12 protein-coding genes are annotated in these 18,962 nt (G+C 45.0%); 4 read left to right on the top strand and 8 right to left on the bottom strand.

The features are described 5' to 3' along the window. Positions 1 to 31: 31 nt before the first annotated feature. From AC07NA_RS00875 to AC07NA_RS00850, 6 genes are all read right to left on the bottom strand, one after another. Complete coding sequence (locus tag AC07NA_RS00875; RefSeq protein WP_494894853.1) at positions 32 to 2,287, bottom strand: GH92 family glycosyl hydrolase; 2,256 nt, start codon at positions 2,285 to 2,287, stop codon at positions 32 to 34. 86 nt (positions 2,288 to 2,373) lie between these two features. Continuing rightward, complete coding sequence (locus tag AC07NA_RS00870) at positions 2,374 to 3,627, bottom strand: cystathionine gamma-synthase family protein (RefSeq protein WP_494894851.1); 1,254 nt, start codon at positions 3,625 to 3,627, stop codon at positions 2,374 to 2,376. Positions 3,628 to 3,732: 105 nt separating this feature from the next. Beyond that, on the bottom strand, positions 3,733 to 5,697 hold the full coding sequence (locus AC07NA_RS00865) for an OmpA family protein (RefSeq protein WP_494894849.1): 1,965 nt from the start codon (positions 5,695 to 5,697) through the stop codon (positions 3,733 to 3,735). Positions 5,698 to 5,754: 57 nt separating this feature from the next. Continuing rightward, positions 5,755 to 6,720 carry a PorP/SprF family type IX secretion system membrane protein gene (locus AC07NA_RS00860; RefSeq protein ID WP_494894847.1) on the bottom strand — a complete coding sequence of 322 codons (966 nt, stop codon included), beginning with the start codon at positions 6,718 to 6,720 and terminating at the stop codon, positions 5,755 to 5,757. A 38-nt stretch (positions 6,721 to 6,758) separates the two neighbouring features. After that, positions 6,759 to 10,907 (bottom strand): CshA/CshB family fibrillar adhesin-related protein, encoded by a 4,149-nt coding sequence (locus tag AC07NA_RS00855; RefSeq protein ID WP_494894845.1) that lies wholly within the window; start codon positions 10,905 to 10,907, stop codon positions 6,759 to 6,761. 387 nt (positions 10,908 to 11,294) lie between these two features. After that, entirely contained in the window at positions 11,295 to 13,577 is a 2,283-nt protein-coding gene (locus tag AC07NA_RS00850; protein WP_494894843.1) for a DUF7133 domain-containing protein, read from the bottom strand. A gap of 266 nt (positions 13,578 to 13,843) precedes the next feature. Between AC07NA_RS00850 and AC07NA_RS00845 the strand changes: the two genes are divergently transcribed. Further along, positions 13,844 to 15,145: a DEAD/DEAH box helicase gene (locus AC07NA_RS00845; protein ID WP_494894841.1), complete on the top strand. Its 1,302-nt coding sequence runs from the start codon at positions 13,844 to 13,846 to the stop codon at positions 15,143 to 15,145. 10 nt (positions 15,146 to 15,155) lie between these two features. Here AC07NA_RS00845 and AC07NA_RS00840 read toward each other — a convergent pair whose 3' ends face one another. Continuing rightward, positions 15,156 to 15,950, bottom strand: coding sequence for a M90 family metallopeptidase (locus AC07NA_RS00840; protein ID WP_494894839.1), 795 nt, complete (start codon positions 15,948 to 15,950; stop codon positions 15,156 to 15,158). 101 nt (positions 15,951 to 16,051) lie between these two features. On the opposite strand from AC07NA_RS00840, the gene AC07NA_RS00835 reads away from it, so the two are divergent. Further along, on the top strand, positions 16,052 to 16,660 hold the full coding sequence (locus AC07NA_RS00835; protein ID WP_494894837.1) for an alpha-ketoglutarate-dependent dioxygenase AlkB family protein: 609 nt from the start codon (positions 16,052 to 16,054) through the stop codon (positions 16,658 to 16,660). 12 nt (positions 16,661 to 16,672) lie between these two features. Next, positions 16,673 to 17,146: a helix-hairpin-helix domain-containing protein gene (locus tag AC07NA_RS00830; protein ID WP_494894835.1), complete on the top strand. Its 474-nt coding sequence runs from the start codon at positions 16,673 to 16,675 to the stop codon at positions 17,144 to 17,146. 394 nt (positions 17,147 to 17,540) lie between these two features. Here the strand turns inward: AC07NA_RS00830 and AC07NA_RS00825 are convergent, their stop codons facing one another. Continuing rightward, the gene (locus tag AC07NA_RS00825) at positions 17,541 to 18,200 is read right to left on the bottom strand and encodes a flavodoxin family protein (protein WP_494894833.1); all 660 of its coding nucleotides are present in this window, start codon (positions 18,198 to 18,200) and stop codon (positions 17,541 to 17,543) included. Between the two features lie 156 nt (positions 18,201 to 18,356). On the opposite strand from AC07NA_RS00825, the gene AC07NA_RS00820 reads away from it, so the two are divergent. Then, positions 18,357 to 18,950 (top strand): 2OG-Fe(II) oxygenase, encoded by a 594-nt coding sequence (locus AC07NA_RS00820; RefSeq protein WP_494894831.1) that lies wholly within the window; start codon positions 18,357 to 18,359, stop codon positions 18,948 to 18,950. The last annotated feature ends 12 nt before the right edge of the window (positions 18,951 to 18,962 follow it).

Genomic DNA, 18,962 nt, shown 5'->3' with positions numbered 1-18,962 from the left:
ACCTTACCACTACATTGACCGGCAACCTGCTTTAAAAGGTTTTTTGAGGCGTAGCGGCCATATAAAAAACAAGCGTTCCGCCCTTTATTACATCGGCGTGTTTAAGCTCAAACGAGGTAAGGCGTTTGCCATTCAGCGTAACGTATTTTACATACTTATTGGCATCAGATAAATTAACAGCTTTAACCGTAAATGTTTTACCGTCCTCTAACTTAATACTGATCTCCGGAAATTGCGGCGCGCCCAAAGCATAAACACCCGAAGCTGGCACTGCCGGGTAAAAACCCATTATACTGAATAAGTACCAGGCAGATGTTTGTCCGCAATCGTCATTACCGTTAATACCGATGGCGGCGTTGCGGTAATTTTGTTGCGAGGTGTGCTCACGTACCAATGCCTGTGTTTTCCACGGCTGGCCGCTATAGTTATACATGTAGATGTAATGATGCCCCGGCTCATTATCAGAGCGATAGTGACCTTCATTAAAGTTTTCGTAGAGTTTTTTGTTGAACTTATCCTTCCCGCCCATCATAGCGATCATGCCCGGCACATCGTGCAACGCGCCAAAGGTATAGGTCCAATTGGTACCCTCTGTAAAGCCCTCGTTGGTATTGGCCAGCCACTCACCTGCCGAGTTTTTAGGTGCCATAAAACCGGTAGCAGGATTGTATTGATTCTTATAATATTTACTCCAGGCAATCAGTTGCTTATAATCTGCCATCTTATTCAACCCTTTAGCCATTTGCGCCACGCAGTAATCATCAAAGCTGTACTCAATAGTGCGCGATACCGATTCCTTCACCTTGTCGGCAGGAATATAGCCCAATTTATGATAGTAAGTTATACCACCGCGTGCTTCGTAGCTCGTCCACAAGTCGCGGTCGCCCCATTTTTTTAGGGTATCTCCTTCCGGTGCTACAAAGGCATCTTTACGAACGGCATCATAAGCGGCCTTTACATTATAACCCCTGAAGCCTTTTACATAAGCATCGGCAATTACGGCATCGGCATGGGTACCTATCATAATATTGGTTTCGGTTGGATTTGGCCACATGGGCAGCCAGCCGTTTTCCTGGTAATTTTGTACCAGGCTGTTCACCATGCCGTTCACCCTTTTAGGTTGAATAATGGTTAGCAATGGATGCAATGCCCTGAAGGTATCCCACAAAGAATAATCGGTATAAGATGTTCCCTCATGGATCTTATCGTCAAACGGACTATAATAGTGTCCATCCTCCGAAAACTCACGCGGGAAAAGCATGCAATGGTATAAAGCCGTGTAGAATATCGCTTTATGATCTTTATCCATTCCCTTGGCTGTAAAGCGGCTTAACTCCTTCTCCCAAACGGCTTTGGTAGCATTTTGTACACGCTCAAAGTTCCAGTCGGGAATTTCCTGCTGTAAGTTTTTGCGGGCCTGCTCAATACTGATGAACGAAGTAGCTATACGAACCTGTATTTGAGTTTCGCCGGCAAAGTTAAAGTAAGCGCCCATACGAGTGCCTGTTTGCTCAACTTGCCCCGGGTATATTTCCGAACCCGACCATGTGCCATACGAACTAAACTTTTTATCGAACTTAACTACAAAGTAGCCTTTAAAGTTAGGCAGTTCGGGCCCCAATTGGGCTGATTGCCTGTCGGGGTTGTAACCTGTTATTTCGTTATTGATAGCATCTATGCTAACGTACCCTTTGAGGCTTTTCAGGCGAGCGCCAACATCGTTTGCCCAGTCGTTCAGTTCGGGGTTTAGATTGATGCCTTGTAGAATGATGCGTGCCGTATCTGTTTTAGGAAATGTAAAACGAAAGATTCCCGATTTGCTGGCCGCGGTTATTTCGGCATCAATGGTTTGGCCATTTTTAGCATCCATAGTTACCTTGTAGTAATACGGACGGGTAACCTCATTATCGTGACTGAAATTGAGTGCCCTATCTTTTGGCAGTACGCTCAACTTGCCTATTTGCGGCATTACCGACACGTAGCCATAATCGCCCATCCAAACGGTTGGCTGATGCGATGCCAGGAAACCGATAACGGATTTATTCTCGTACAGGTACGACATGATGCCCATTTTGTTTTCGGCTGTTTGAGCCAGAAAGTTGGTCATGGCGTAAGGCCTGTTTACAAAGGGCATGGTACCGCCGCCTTCGAGCCCTTCCTTAAACCCTTTAAACGCCGTGCCTATAATGGTATTTACATGATCAACAACCGGTGACTGGTTATTTACAGTTTGGGCAGAGCAATTCAGGCCCATTAATAACAGGAAGCTAAGTTTAAGAAATTTCATACAGGCAAGCGGTTATAATTTAACAGATGTACTGCTAAGTTAGCGCTATATTTCTTTATTGCAAGTGCTGTATTAAATCCAGCTGATTATATGGCTGATGCTTCAAGCGCGCGGCGGAAATCACCGATCAAGTCCTCCTGATCTTCAATACCTACCGACAGGCGGATCATCGAATCAGGGATCCCCATTTCGGCACGACGCTCGGCACCAAGCTCAAAGAAAATGGTGTGTGCCACCGGGATAGCCAGCGTACGTGTATCGCCCAGGTTACTCGACTTAATCACCAGTTGAAGCCTGTTCAGGAAAGCGAACAGATCAACGCCATCAACCAGCGCGAAGCTCATTAAGCCACCATAACGATGAAATAATTGAGAAGCCAGCTCATGTTGCGGGTGATCTTTTAAGCCCGGATAATAAACCTTGCTTACCAACGGGTGCTGCTCCAGGAAAGCGGCCAACGCGGCGGCATTGCTGCAAGCACGTTCCAGGCGTAAAGCCAAAGTTTCAGAACCTACAGAGATATTGTGCGCAGCCTCGGGAGCCAATGTACCACCGCCATCCCGCAAGCCGCGTTTACGTATCTGGGTAATACCAAGCATTTGCGGTTTTATAGAATCGCGAAGTATTTGGGCGATATTAGGATAGTTTGCCCAATCGAACAAACCTGTATCGGTAACACTGCCGCCAAGCGCGTTGGCATGGCCGCCAATATATTTTGTTAATGAGTTGATAACAAAGCTTGCCTTAACCGTAGCCGGACGAAACAGGTACGGCGAGGTCATGGTGTTATCTACTACAAATAAGAGTTTCTTGTCTTCACAAAAATCACCGATAGCAATTAAATCGGCTACTTGTGTGGCCGGGTTGGCAATGGTTTCTACCAATACCATTTTGGTTTTATCGGTATATACTTCTTTAATGTTTTCTACCGATGTAGCATCTACGTAAGAAATATCAAGGCCAATATCCGTAAAGGTTTGCAGTATGCTGCGGGTATTACCAAAAAGGTATGAACTGGCAATAATATGATCGCCACTTTTTATCAATGCCATAATGGTTGCCGTAATAGCCGCCATGCCTGTAGAGAATGCTATAGTAGCTATGCCCTGCTCCATTTGTGTTACCTTATGCTCTAAAGCGGTAACGGTAGGGTTACCCTGGCGTGAGTAGGCATAACCTTTTGCTTTATTTTGGAATACGTTTACCAGCCCCTGCACATCTTCAAATCCCCAGGTAACCGCTGTATGTATTGGTTGGTGTAATGCGCCGTGCTCCGGTTTAAGCAGGCGGTCGGAATGTAGTATAGTTGTAGTGAATCCTTTTTTCTCGTTATCGTTCATGTAGCGTTATTTTGCAGGCATAAGCATGCCTTTCATCTTCAATCCTCAAAATAACGAAACAATACAGAATAATTAATACTTAAATCGCTATTAATATTACTAAAATCACATTTTTACAATTGTAAACTCCGTGCGGCGGTTCAATTGGTGCTCGGCAGGACTACAATCGACTCCGTTTGAACAACGGTTCAGCAACCGGCTTTCGCCGTAACCACGTGAAGTTAAACGGCTTTCATCTATACCGCCAACAGTAATAAGGTATTGCACTACCGAATTTGCACGACGTTGTGATAAGGCCATATTGTAAGCATCGTTACCTTTACTATCTGTATGTGAGCCTATCTCTATATCGATATTTGGGTTGTCTTTCAGCACTTTTATCAGCTTATCCAATTCTACAGCGGCATCCGGGCGGATGTTCGATTTATCAAAATCATAATAGATATTTTCAATCTTGATCGCCTTGTTCAGCTCTATCTTATCTATATAAAGATCTTTGCGGATGGTTTTGCTTTCTGTAATACCTTTTGTGCTAACCAATTGGTTATCGCTCAAATAAGTGGCCTTCTCTCCTCTTAAAGTATAATCTGTATTCTCCTGCAGATTAAAGCTGAACTTGCCGGTTGCATTGGTAGTAATCCGGCCAACTTTACTTAAGGTAACCAAACTGTTTGCAACAGGCTGGCGGCTCTTCTTATCATACAAAACACCTTCTAAACGGATAGCAGCTACAGGTTTTTGCGTAAAGCTGTAAATATCATCGCTGCCTACACCGCCTAACCTGTTTGATGAAAGGTAGCCTGTAGTGCCGCCATAAACCACATAAGCAAAATCATCTCTCGGTGAGTTTACCGGGTAACGCAGGTTTTGTTTCGGGCCGAATTTATCATCAGTAGTATGGGTGGCTTTAAATATATCCAGTCCGCCTAATGTGATACCGTTATCGCTCGAAAAATAGATATCCTTGTTTTCATCTATAAACGGAGTACGCTCGTTGCCAATCGAGTTTACCGACTTTAGATTTACCGGGCCGCCCCAGTTACCTTCAGAATCTTTTTGGCTGTAATAAATATCAGTGCCACCCAAACCACCCGGCATATCTGATACAAAGTACAACGTTTTGCCATCAGGGGTAATAAACGGATCGCCAACCGAATATTGGTTTTGATTATTGTATTTAAACGGAACAGGCGCGCTCCAACTGTTAGCACCCGAGTTCTTTTTGCTCGAATAGATCTCCAGCTTAATGGTTTTTATCCGCGCTGTATCATTCCACTGAGCCGGTATTTTGGTAAGCGTAAAGTACATTTCATTACCATCGGCAGTAAAAGAGGGCGCGCTTACATGGTATTCTGTACCCGCCGAAAATGGGAAAAAGTTAACCGTATCGGTAGAGTTTCCGGTTTTACCGGCCTGGTAAAGTTTCAGGTAATTATCGCCAGTCCAGCCATAAATTTCGGTATCGGGCCCTTTATGCTGATCAAAATACAGCAGCCCCCTTTTACGTGTACGCTGCTCCCCGCCTTTTTTGCCAAACCTATCGGAAGTAAATACAATATTATTGCCATAATTACTCGCGCCCCAGTCAGATTCGGCACTGTTGAGGGTCTGCTCATTTTTCAAATCGACACCGGTTGGTGATTTCATCCATTTAACGGCAGAATCGCAGCCCGCGGTTAATACACGTAACTGGTTCTTGTCAACATCGGTACGCAGTACATAATAACGTGTGTATTGTACTTTGGCTTCGATGTATTTTCCGTTGCTTTTTAGTATATCGCCATATTTCAAAAACACATCGGCACCGCTGCCTTTTGTTGCGGCCGCTTTTGCATACCATGTTTCGGCATTGTTATAATCGTGCATCAGGCGGTAGCTGTTTGCCAAATGCTCGGCAATGTACAGGGTAGAATCCTTTTTATAAGCTTTAAGGTAATAGCCTACGGCCTTGCTATAATTATACAGGTTATATTGCTCATCGGCCTGTTTTAATGCCGACTGCGCCCTTGTATTAAGGCTAAGCAGCATTACACATGCAATTAAACTGGCAACGGTTAAAATTCTTTTCATGTTATACTAATTCTTTTATTCAAGAATCTGAAACTTCAATAATTACAACTGTTTTTTTTAGAAATATCTTGGCGTTAGCATGCGGCTTTTGCTTGTTTTAAAGTAAAAGCCTATTGATATTTCGTGCGTACCGCCGCTATAGCCTTTCAATGGCCCTACCGAAAAATCGTACGAGTAGCCTACACGTAAATTCTTCATGGCAAATACCTCCAATGCTGCCACGGCAGAGTTGAGACTGCTCAAATCGCGCTGCAAATAATCTTTGCTGTATAGTTTTACACGCTGGCGATATGAACCACCCAGCCATAGCTTTTCGCCGAGTAAAACAAACGCGTTAATATCCAAACTGGTCGGCCCGCCACGATCATCTTTTACCAGGATGCTTGGCTTAAACTTAATATCCTCTGATAGCGGCAGCAATACACCGGCGGTTAAATAATAATGAGGTTTAGGTTGCGGGATGTAACCATCCTGCCGTACTTTAATGTATTGCGATATCAGGTTATCGGCAGATAAACCCGCGTAAAACTTATCATCAGAATAATATACCCCCACCCGGCCATCAGGCACTATGGTACTTTGCGTTCCCGCGAACATATCCGGCTCGGGATCATTAGGATTTAACAGGTTTCCGTTTATACCTAACTGAACCACACCTATACCAAAACCCAAAGCCAGCCTCGAACTGCCATCGGCGTTCATACGCAGGCGATAAGCATAATTGGCATACGCCGCCAGGTTGCTTTGCGCGCCCAGTTTATCGTTAGAGATCTGCAAGGCCAAACCCACATTGCCGTCATTGGCAATAGCATCTAACGCTAATGACATACTTACCGGCCCGCCATCAATCCCCGTCCACTGCGAACGGTAAAAGGCGTGCAGGTTAAGGTTCTCTTTATAGCCCGCGTACGCAGGGTTAATGTATATCCCGTTAAACATATACTGGCTTTGCTGGGCATCTTGCTGGGCGTATAACCAGTTGGTGCTTAGCATCAGCGCTAATAATGTTAAATATCTTCTCATACTTTATATATGTTATAATAGCCCGGTTATTTGCCGGCTTATTTTTTCAACGAACGCATTAATGTTATATATCCCTTGTAAACTATCCAGTTATCACTGTCGCTTCCCCTAACCTGCAGCAGGTAGTAGTAAGTACCTTCATTCAGGCCATCGCCTGTCCAGTTATTTTGGTAATTGGTTTGCTTATACACCTCATTGCCCCAGCGGTTTACTATGGTCAGCTTATTTTGCAGACTGCCATCCAACCCGCGGATCTCAAACACATCGTTTATGCTGTCACCGTTAGGGGTAAACAGCGTAGGTATTTTAAGTTCGGCAGTTGGAGTAACGGTAATGTTTACCACAGCCTCGTTAGTGTAAATACCATAAAGGTCTTTTACACGATAGTTAAATGTATCGGGCCCGGTATAACCTGCGTTTGGTTTGTAGGTTACAATACCATTGGCGCTTACCTCTACCGTACCATGCTCGGGCAGTTTGGTTATTTCAACCGAACCTAAATTAAACTCGGTAGTTTTAGGATCGTCGTTTTTAGATACATCTATATTAACCGCTTTATTCAGGCTGGTTTGCGCGGCATCATTAATAGCTACCGGTGATGCAGGTACTGTAGTGGCAATACCAGCGCTGTTTGAAACCGTAGCCCCTACGGGATCTAAACCGCTAACAGTAGCCGTATTGTTTACAACGCCCGCGTCCCTATCTGCCTGGCTCAACGTATACCTGAATGCCGGTGTAGTGATACTCGCACCCGGTAATAAACCACCTGCCGGTATAGTTAACGGTGTATTGGTAAGGCCGAGGTTGCCATCGGTAAGGGTAACATCAGTAAGGGTAACGTTACCGGTGTTTTTCACCACGAAGGTATAGCTGATATAATTGGCGGTTTGTACGCCTGTTTTAACTACTTCAATTTTGCCACCCTGTGTAATAAGCACTACTGTAGGATCATCAGTCGTGGAGGTTGTAGGATCATCAGATAAAGGATCGCTGATGGCTTTGCCATTTTGATCGGTACCTGATACTGATGCCTGGTTGCTGTACCGGCCAACGTTTACATCATCCTGCGTAAGCGTGTATCTTGCCGTTACGGTCGCCGTCGCGCCTGGCGCTATCGAAGCGATATTTGCCGGACTAATACTGCCTGCATCCACGCCCGCATCGGCCACCTTAACATTGTTTAGGATAGATGTACCTGTATTGGTTACAACCAGGGTGTAATTGATCACATCGCCTGCTTTGCTACCTGTATTGGTGGCACGCTTAGTTAAGGTCATTGATGACGAGTATACCGTAATATCAACCGTAATAGGGTCAGATTCTACACCATCGGGCGTAGTAAGCGTGTATGTATATTTATCGTTGCCCACAAAACCGGCAACCGGGGTATAAGTGATCTTACCATCGGCATCAACTGTGGTAACACCATTAGCGCCCGGCGTAGCTTTTACTACAGTACCCACACCGCTTGCGCCATCGTTACTTTTTACGGTAGTGATTACAGAGGTATTTATCGGCGTAGCATCCTGATCGTTAACACCCACAGGCTTAATGTTCACATTTACAGTAACCGGATCGGACGTTGCACCGCCCTTGGTGATGGTATAAGTATAGGTATCTTTACCTATATAGCCAGTATTTGGCGTATAAGTTACTTTACCTGTAGCATCAACGGCAGTGGTACCATGTAACCCGTTAGTTGGTACAATGGTTGCGCCTATGCCGCTCGGGCCATCATTCGCGGTAACAGTAGTAGTAACCGGGGTATTGATAGGCGTTGTTACATCATCATTAACACCCATTGGTTTTATGCTGATAGTGACCGTAACCGGGTCAGATACCACGCCATCGGCAGTGGTTAAAATGTACGTGTAAGTATCAGTACCCACGTAACCGGCAGCAGGTGTATAAATCACCCTGCCTGTAGCATCAACCACTGTAGTACCATGCGCACCCGGCGAAGGGGTAACAGTGGTAGCAACCGCGTCCTGTCCGTCGTTAGCTTTAACAGCGGTGGTTACAGGTACGCCTATAGCCGTAAAATCGGTGTCGTTTACACCCGTTGGCTTTACGGTTACCGAGATAAGCGCGTTAACACTCTCCGAACCGAAATTGTCTTTTATAGAATATTGTACCGGTATAGCCTTACCTGCAAAAGTGGGCAGCGGCGTAAAGGTAACATTGCCGTTAGCGGTATTTACCGTGTAAGTGCCCTGCCCAGCTATAGTAACCGATGTTTTCTTCAGATTATCTACCGGATCGACCAGCAGTACGGTAGTTTTATCAATTGTACCATCGGCATCGGTATCATTTGCCGGAATGGTAAGCGTAATGGCCTGTCCCGCTGTGGTGGTGCCGTTATCGTCAACCGCCAATGGTATCTGGTTCAACCCGAAACTTACACCTGTTACATTCAGGCTGGTACCCGGTGTTTTAACCTTGATCTGTAAGTTTGGCGTTCCGGTTTGTATGCCTGTATTTTCGGCATTGTTTACACCGTAGGCCGCGCCCGATGGTTTCCAGTTGGCGGGCAAATTGGCCGATACTTCTGCAAGGGCTCCGCCTATTACTACATCATTGGTAGAAATAGCCACGGTATAGGTACCATTATTTGAGTTCGGGAATGAATACGTTCCGCCCGCGCCTACAGCTGATTTATTGACGATAACGCCTTTATCATCTACCAAATAAGCATACAACGGACTACCGCTTACGTTATTGATACCGGTACCCGATATAACATTATTTAAACCGCCGTTACCGTCATTAAACACAGTACCCGAAATGGTAATGCCCAATATATCTTTCAGCTTGTAATCTTCAGCCTCGCCATCAGCCGCGAAAGAGATGCTTCTTTCATCCTGCGTGGTAGCAATATCATCAATAAGATTGGTGGTAGTAACACGGATACGGGCATACAGGTTACCCACCTTTATTTTGTTAACAAAGAACGCGTTAGGGAAAGTAACCGTAAAGGTTTTGTTGACAGTATTGGCAGGCACCGTAACGCTGATCACTTCATCGGCACCGAAAACGCCGTCGCCGTTAAAATCAAGCCATGTGTGCAGCGTGGCCGGTACGCCTTTGGTATTTGTTACCGGAATATTAAATACGATATCGCCCGCCTGATTTACCCGTACATCGGGCAAGCTGGCAGGGGTGAATGTATTTTCATCATTGTTGCCGATCAAATTATCGCTGTCGGCGGTCGGGGTACCATTAGGTAAACCATCGGCATCAACATTATTAGCGCCTATGTAAACGGTTGCTTGCGGTACAAGCGGTGTAGTATTATAATCAACCACTGCATAAGTACCGTCGCCTGCATAATAATCGGTGATCTGGAAGCTGTCGATATAATGCCCGGTAGTACCATAACCAACCGGGGCATCGCCCAAATCAAATGGTAAAACGAAACCTATAGCCATAGCCGTGAGTCCCGAACCTTTCATCGATACATTGTTTAGCTTGCTGGCATTATGCGCGAACATTACCGCCTGCACGCCAAAGTTGCCCGGAAGCAGATCGGCATAGAGTTTAAAGGATTTACCGCCGTTAGAAAGATCTAACTTGTAATGATCATCGGCCGCGCTGTTTTGGGTGCGCTTATTAAGCAGCTGCCAGGCAATGGAATTAGGTGTATCCCCGGAGATAAATTCGCCGCCCGCGTCGATAGATTCTGCATCGGCAATGATCATACCCGGATAGACAACGTTAGTCCATACATTGTTGATGAGTATGGCTACTTTAATATCAATATCGAACTTTACTGTTTGACCGTAAGGTGTGGCTAAGCCTGATGATGGTACGCCTCTTGAATCGGGCTTTGGCTGGTTATTGCCCGAATAAATAAGATCTAAACCATCGCCGCTGTAACTGCCCGGTGTGTAAACCGACATGTGCTGACTGTTTGACGACACCTCATTGCTGATAACAGCGGTTATCCTTACCGTTGGCGAAAACTGCCACACGTAAGTACCATTGATGATATTGGAAGCATCGGCGCCTACGGGCTGGGTAATCAGCGTTGAACCGTTGGCCAGCTTATCCCAGGTGAGCCAGTATACCGAGCGCGCGAGGTTTGTACCCGCGCTACCGCCAATAGCATACTGGGCCGATGCCTTTGTAAAGAACTGGCAAAGCAAAACACACAGTAAAATTACTTTGAATAAGTATCGTTTGGTCATAGTGTATTATTACATCGTTTTAATATACGCAGGCACCCTGCATACCGCATCAGTTATAGCCATAGCTTTGCAGCCGAAAAACACATCAGCAAAATACCCAAATAAAGGAAACCCGGGCTGTTTAAGGTTATCCATTTTATTCAGGGTTTCAGTGTTGTTGCAATGAGTACACTGTGTTGAGATGATCAGGTTATAATTCAGGCGAAATATAGTTTAAGTTTAATATTTTTTCAATTTTTGATAGTTCCTTATACTATTTTACTAAAAAAAATGTTGCGCCTATTTTTCAAGAAATAGCCCTTGATATATTTAGAGACACATTTAATGCAAAATGCCACACCGATCATTCGGCATGGCATTTCCTAAACTATTATTAAGCAGTATGATCTATAGCTTATTCAGCTCGTCCACAGTAAATGCTTTCTCGCGGCCCTTGTTTTTTGTACGTACTTCGGCAACTTCTTTGGCTAACACTTTATCGCCATTATTTTGCCATGAACGGCGAAGGTAGCTTAGTATTTGCGCGATATCTTCATCGGCAAACTCGGTATTGTTACCAATGCCCGGCATATCGGCTGTAATTTCGGGCGCTTTATACAGGTGACCATCTACCTGTACCGGACCGGTCAAACCATAAAGCACTATGGAGATCAGCTTTTTCTTATCGCCATTTATCCATTCGGATTTATTAAAAGGCGGCGCCAGCGACCTGATGCCGTTACCATCTGCTCCGTGACAGGTTTGACAGGTACTCGCAAAAATAGCGGCTCCTTTCGGAAACTCCTTTTTCAATTGTAAGGGATCGTGGTTGCGGAGTTTTTCGGCCCTGTTGGCAATTACTTTTTTAAGGCGTTTATTGATGGCAAGCGTGCTGTCAGGAACAACGACGGCAAGCTCCTTTTGAAAGGCCACTTCCCTATCCTGCAAATTACTGATCACTGCATCGGCAACAAAAACATTTGAGGGGTAAGTTTTCGCTACATCTTTTAACAGCTTATTGGCGGCTACCTTATCAAATTTATAAATGGCATTACACACAAAAGCGATGTACGGCGCAGCCTGATCATCATTTTTAAGCAGAAGTTGCTGTAACGCTGCTACATATCGCTTATAATTTGTTTTGGTAATAACCGATGGTATTACGCTTAAACCCTGCGTGCGTATGGCCCAATCCGGGTTGTTAATAGCTGCAATAACTTCATCCGTTTTAAGCACGTGCAAACCTTCCAGCGTCCACAAGGCGTGTATTACTTTCAGGTTATTATCGGTTGTTTTTAAGGCCGACTGTAAGTAAGGTATTGCATCGGTTAACTTGTTATCAATAATGGTTTGCTGCGCCTTGTCGCGGATCCAGCCGGTAGGATCACCTAACTGCTCTGCCAGTTGTACCCCATTTGTAGCCAGGATACGGTTGAAGGTCCCTTTACCTGTCGGCACAATTTTATAAATACGACCGCAGGATAGCGGCTGGGTAAGCTCGCGCTTATTGATCTGTTTTTTAAGGTAATCTGTCAAATAGGTTTTATGCTGAATGATACCACGATACATATCCAGCACATACAAGGCACCATCCGGCCCGTCATATAAATTCACCGGCCTGAAACGTTCATCGGTACTGGCCAAAAACTCGCGTCCTTTGTAGGCTTCTATACCTTTCATCACATTGCCCTGCCCGTTCAATACATCGCGTTTAATGAGGTTGGCCGAGGGTTCTGCCACAAAAGCGTTTTGTAAATATGCAGGTCCGAACAGATCGCCACGGTAAATAAGCGGTCCGCAGGCAGCAGTAAAGTTGATCAGCCTTAAGCTATCATCCAGCGTACCGGTTACATAGCCACGGTTAACACCCGGTGTAGGCCGTATAGGGTAAACACGATTATCGGGTACTATTCGCTCAATAAACCCGGCCACGTTGTTTTGATCGGCATTGGTTAAACCCAAGCCCGGCGAAAAATAATCGCCCAGTAAATTGGTGGAGTTATCGTTATAATACAATCTGCCGTAATTATCCTGGCTTATACCCCACTGACCCCTGAAATGCGTTTTTTCAATCACCCATTTATCGTCGTATTTGCGGTAACGCTTGCTCGATTTGGCATTGTAGATCCAGTTATCCAGCGCGCGTAACAAACCATTGGGGTGATGTTCTACGTTGCCATCTTCGGTATAATGAGCATCAACTAAGGTACGCTTACCCGGCTTATCGCCATTTATTTTATAATACCACAGGTATGGCGGTTCGGCCACTAACAGGCCATCCTCAATAAGGCATAACGCGCGTGGTAAACGCAACGAGTCAATAAATACTTTGCGTTCATCGGCTACGCCATCGTTGTTCTTATCTTCCAGTATCACTATTTTTCCGCTGGGTGCATCTTCGCCGGTGCCTAAGGTATCGGGCATGTAACCGTTCATTTCCACTACCCACATTCGCCAGCGGTTATCAAAGGTCATGGCTACGGGGGTGCTTACCATTGGTTCGGCTGCTACAAGTTCGGCCTTAAAACCGGGCTCCAGTTTCATTTTGCCAAGCGACTCACCGGCAGACAAAACTTTTGACGTATTAAAATCTACAGTATCTTTTTTAGGTACAGGCGGCTGCACCACGGTGGTTACGGGTTTGTAAGTTTGGCATCGGTACAAAGTAAAAACTATCAGGACCAGCGCCATACAGATATAGGCTTTTTTTGAAAAAGGATTGCGAAATATTTTGGTTCTATCTTTTTTGTTGGATGTGGTCATTCCCCTGTGCTTGTAATTAGGTTATAGTAAACACCGTAAAGTTCCAAAAATATGCGATAACACGAAGTAAATGAATGTAACATGATTGATAATTTATGTATTAACCTGTGCTGACAGCAGTTAAGCGCTATTACTATAAACAAAGCTGCGGCGGTATATTTAAGCTATCTTTGCTTTTTGAAATTTGTGTAGCCATGATAAAGCAAGCCCTTTTAAACCTGAAGATAGATACCCTGAACGAAATGCAGCAAGCTGCCATTGAGGCAGCTAAAAAGAACGATATCATACTGCTTTCGCCAACGGGTTCGGGTAAAACGCTGGGCTTTTTGCTGCCTTTATTGGCTAATCTTGATGCCACCGTGTCGACCGTGCAGGCTTTAATACTGGTGCCCTCGCGCGAACTGGCGCTGCAAATTGAGCAGGTTTTTAAAACAATGGGTACAGGCTTTAAGGTAAATTGCTGCTATGGCGGCCACCCGGTAAAGGTGGAGATGAATAACCTGTCGCAACCACCCGCCGTGCTGATTGGCACGCCCGGCCGTATCGCCTATCATTTACGCCACGAAAGTTTTAGTACCAATACCATACAAACATTAGTGCTCGATGAGTTTGACAAAGCACTGGAATTTGGCTTTCAGGAAGATATGGCTTTTATTATAAAGCAATTGCCGGTCATTAAAAAGCGCATACTTACATCGGCAACCCAAATGGACGAGATCCCTTCATTTACCGGGATACGCAACGCTACCAAACTCAATTATCTCAACAACCGCTCATCAAGCCCGGATATCAAACATAAGGTAGTAATCGCGGAATCGACCGATAAATTGGAGGCACTGTTCGCGCTGTTATGTAAAATAGGCGGCGAAGCAACCCTTGTTTTTTGTAACCACCGTGAAGCGGTTGACCGCATCAGCGATATGTTATGGGATTGGGGCTTGCAGCATGATATTTTTCATGGCGGTATGGAACAGGAAGACCGCGAACGTGCCCTCCTCAAATTCCGGAACGGAAGCCACTACCTGCTTATCACCACCGATCTGGCTTCCCGTGGGCTGGATATCCCCGAAATAAAACACGTAGTACATTATCAGCTGCCGCATAACGAGGAAGCTTTTCTGCACCGTAATGGCCGCACCGCGCGTATGCATGCCACGGGCACATCGTACCTGCTGCTCAACCCGGATGAAAAACCTGTCTATTTAAAAGACCTACCCCCTGCCGAAGAGTTGCCTGCTAAACCCAAACTACCGCCGCCTGCTCCGTGGGCTACCCTGTACATTGCCGCCGGTAAAAAAGACAAGGTAAACAAGGTAGATATTGTTGGCCTACTGCTTAAAAAAGGCGGACTGGCCAAAGATGAATTGGGTCTGATCGAAGTGCTCGACTTTTCATCCTACGCGGCTGTAAAACGCGACCGCATTGAGGATGTTGTAAAAGAGATCAGGGGTGAAAAGATCAAGAACAAAAAGGTAAAAATAGATATAGCCCGATAACCCGTTTATGCTAAGTTATATTTTCGGGAGATGCCGGGTCTTGCCCGAACATGCGGCTTAGCTGTTTGTATAGTTCCGGGTGCTTGCTTTCCAGTTGTTCCGGTTTCTCGAAAAAGTATTCGGAAGCCACCGCTAAAAACTCGGCCTCGTTGGTAAGCGCGTAAGGATTGATGTCTGATTTCCCGGCTTCAATACGGCGCATTTCGCTGTGCATCATTTGCAGCCAAGGCATGGCGTATTCGTGTGCTATCAGGTTTTCGGGGACGCCGTCTGTGGCCCCGTCAGACTTATCGAGCAGGTGCACAAACTCATGGATTCCAGTATTTTCTTTCCCATTATTTTTAGAGAAACCTTTGGTAAGCGCGGCACGGCTTAGCAGCATTTGTCCGTTCATATAACCTGAGCCAACCATACCCATAATATTGCGGCTTCCGCCTTCAAACTGAAACTCATTATCAAAGGTGTCAGGGTAAACAATTACGTTGGTAAGGTTCTTATACCGCCACTCACCGAAACCAAAAACCGGTATTACCGCGCTTGAGGCAACCATCACCCTGTCAACATCATTTATCTCTGTGCCTACCCCTTCTATATGGGTTTCTGCTAAAAAGTTATTTACATATTGCTCAAAGCGGGATTTTGCCGCGTCGTCAAGCTTACGATAATAATCAATATGTGTTTCCAGTAGTTCTTTGTAATTGTGAGCCGGCTGCGCTTCAGCAGCAGCCGCTTCCGGCTTGGCTTTTTTACGTAAAAACAAGTAAGCGATTAAGGCAACTATTGCTATGATGAGGACGATGTTCATTTCACGGAAAAATTAATGGCCAATGCTACAAATTTATACTGACAGATAACGCTAAAAAGAATTATAATTTACTAATTATTTTAGTAAATTTGATTTTAATAATGGAACAATTAAGCTTTTTTGGCGAGGCCGGGCAAAGCGCGAACCTACCTTCGGAAGTACTGGATTATTATCCGGATATTTTTACGGCGGAGGAAAGCGCTTTCTTTTTGAAAACGTTTATAGCGACCATTCCGTGGGAACAACGCGTAATAAGCATGTATGGCAAACCCGTTATTACACCACGGCTTACTGCCTGGTACGGCGATACCAACAAAGATTACGCGTTTTCGGGGCATAAATTTAATCCGCTGTCGTGGACGGATGAGCTGCTTAAAATAAAAGAGCGGATTGAACCTTTAGTGCATGCTCGCTTCAACAGTGTACTGCTGAATTACTACCGCGATGGCAACGATTCTGTAGCCTGGCATGCCGATGATGAAACAGAACTGGGCAAACAACCGCTCATCGCCTCCGTTAGTTTTGGGCAAGTACGGCAGTTTGATATCAGGCACAAAGCCGATCATCAGCGCAAGTATGCCGTGAAGCTTGAAAATGGATCGTTGCTTATAATGAAAGGCGATTTGCAGCATAACTGGGAACACCGCATAGCCAAATCAACCAAACCGATGAAAGAGCGTGTTAACCTTACATTCAGGATAATTATTTAAGAATGATAGCGTATGAAAAAGTCGATAGATCTTGAATTGAGTACAGAGGAAAAGCAATTACTGCGCAAGCAGAAAATCAAATTAAGCGAACTGATCAACTATGCCCCTGATGAAATAGCTTCGATGATTGAGGCTTCAGAAACAAGGGCAAAAGAGATCAATGCGTTAGTAGAATTTCAAAGTATACCATCGTTAGGTATCGGCTTTGCCAAAGAACTGATGGCACAGGGATATTATTCGTTAGAACAGTTGAGAGATAAAGATGCCGTAGAATTATACAACGCCTACGAAAAACACTGCGGTGCCTGGGCCGACCCATGCGTGGAAGATTCGTACCGCTTACTGGAGCATTACATAAAGCACCACGACGACACCAAACGCTGGTGGCATTTCACCGCCGAACGCAAAGCTTACCGTGCGAAATACGGCTTTCCCGCCGACAGGCCCACGAAGCCCTGGTATGAGTTGCCGGAGTATAGTAAGTAGTTTTTTTTAGTGGGATGTCATGGTGAGCAATGCTGTAAAATTAAGATGTGTTATAATTTAACTCATCCGGTCTTAGCTTCGCTCGACCACCTTCTCTGCTACGCAAAGAAGGATTTCTTGTTTCTTACCCTCTTTACGCTTGCGTGAGAGGGTCGACCAGCGTAGTCGGGGTGAGTTGATTAAAGCGTAATTTTTGTATAGGTTTCCTAACTTAATGACATTTCATGGTGAGCTTGTCGAACCATATGGGCAAGGGGCCTTTACACGCGATTCTTCGACAGGCTCAGGATGACCCGTTTTTGTTGTCTAACAATTTACTAAAGACTTACGAAGTTTTAAAAACTTCGTAAGTCTGAAAAGCACAAGAGTTGTCATACAGGGACATATGCATTTCCTACTGCTCATCACTCTCCTGTTTAGCCAATTCCTTCAGCATCTTTAAATTAGTATCTATTGGGTTGGCCTTTAAAAGCTTAGCGAAATATACCAGGTTGGCTATCATGTACTGTAACGTGTAGTTGGTATAAAAGTACTTCTCGCCCCCGGCTTCCACATAATCTTTATCGCCGCCTGCAAGGCCTACCCAATAAGCGTTTACATTCGGTGGTATGGTAAAACCAGCCTCCTGCATAGCCCACAGAAATTGCGCCGCGCTGGAATGTGCGCCGTCTTCATTACCCGTTATCAAACACCCGGCAACCTTGTTATAAGTAAAGTATTGCCCGGTTGATTCATCAGCCAGTTCGTCTTCATGGAATACGGCATCCAAACGCTCAATTACATGTTGCGCGGTGGAGGCCAAATGCCCCATCCATATCGGGGAACCTACAATAAATATATCGCATTGCTTTACCTTGTTCAATATAGCAGGCCATTCATCACCATTACCCTCATCACTTGAAGTACCTGTTTTTACATCATAATCAACCAGGCGGAGCTCTTCGGTTTGTACGCCATAGTTGTTTAGCAACCGGATAGCTTTATTGATAAGCGCGCCCGTATTGGAAAACGCCGGTGAAGGTTTCAACGTGCAATTGATGAGTAATGCTTTCATAGTGTTTGTTTTCAAACTGGTTTGTATGATGTAAACACTGCGGCAGTGCTTTTGTTAGGGTTAAAAGCACCAGATAATAAACTCATGGTATCATGATAATAAAGACTACCTTGACCGCAAGCAGATACAGCCATTTACGATTGTGCTTTGCGCTCTTTGGAAAAAACTTTTAACACCCTCATTGATAGTTTTATTGATGATGAGGTTGGCATAGCCGATAACTTTTTGAGCGCCGCGTTGGCTGCTCACCTCACGGATAACATTACCGCTCTTTATCAGCATCAAAAATTATTAGCTGCGGGCACGGGCAACGACAAATTAGTGGTACATGACCTGCTGGTACGCAGCGATAAAATTTACTGGCTCGACCGCAAGCATAATAATGTGTACGAGAACGCCTTTTTCGATTTAATGGATGAGTTTGTAAGCTACCTTAACAGCACTTGCTACACCGGCATCACCGACTATGAATTTCATTATACGGTATACGAAAAGGGTAGCTTTTATAAAAAACACATAGACCAGTTTAAGCAAAACGGCAGCAGAAAATACTCGATGATATTTTACCTTAATGCAGATTGGGTAACGGCCGATGGCGGCGAATTATGCCTGCACCATAAAGACAGCAAACAGTTTATTGCGCCTATGCTGGGCAAAAGCGTACTGTTTAAAAGCAACGAACTGGAGCATGAAGTAATGCTTTGCACCAAACAGCGCATCAGCATTACCGGCTGGTTAAAAGGCAATTAGCCAAACCTATAT

The sequence above is a fragment of the Mucilaginibacter sp. GW821-FHT07G05 genome (assembly GCF_059418565.1).
Note: the sequence above shows the minus strand (reverse complement) of the source record. Positions and strands in the feature narration are given on the sequence as shown.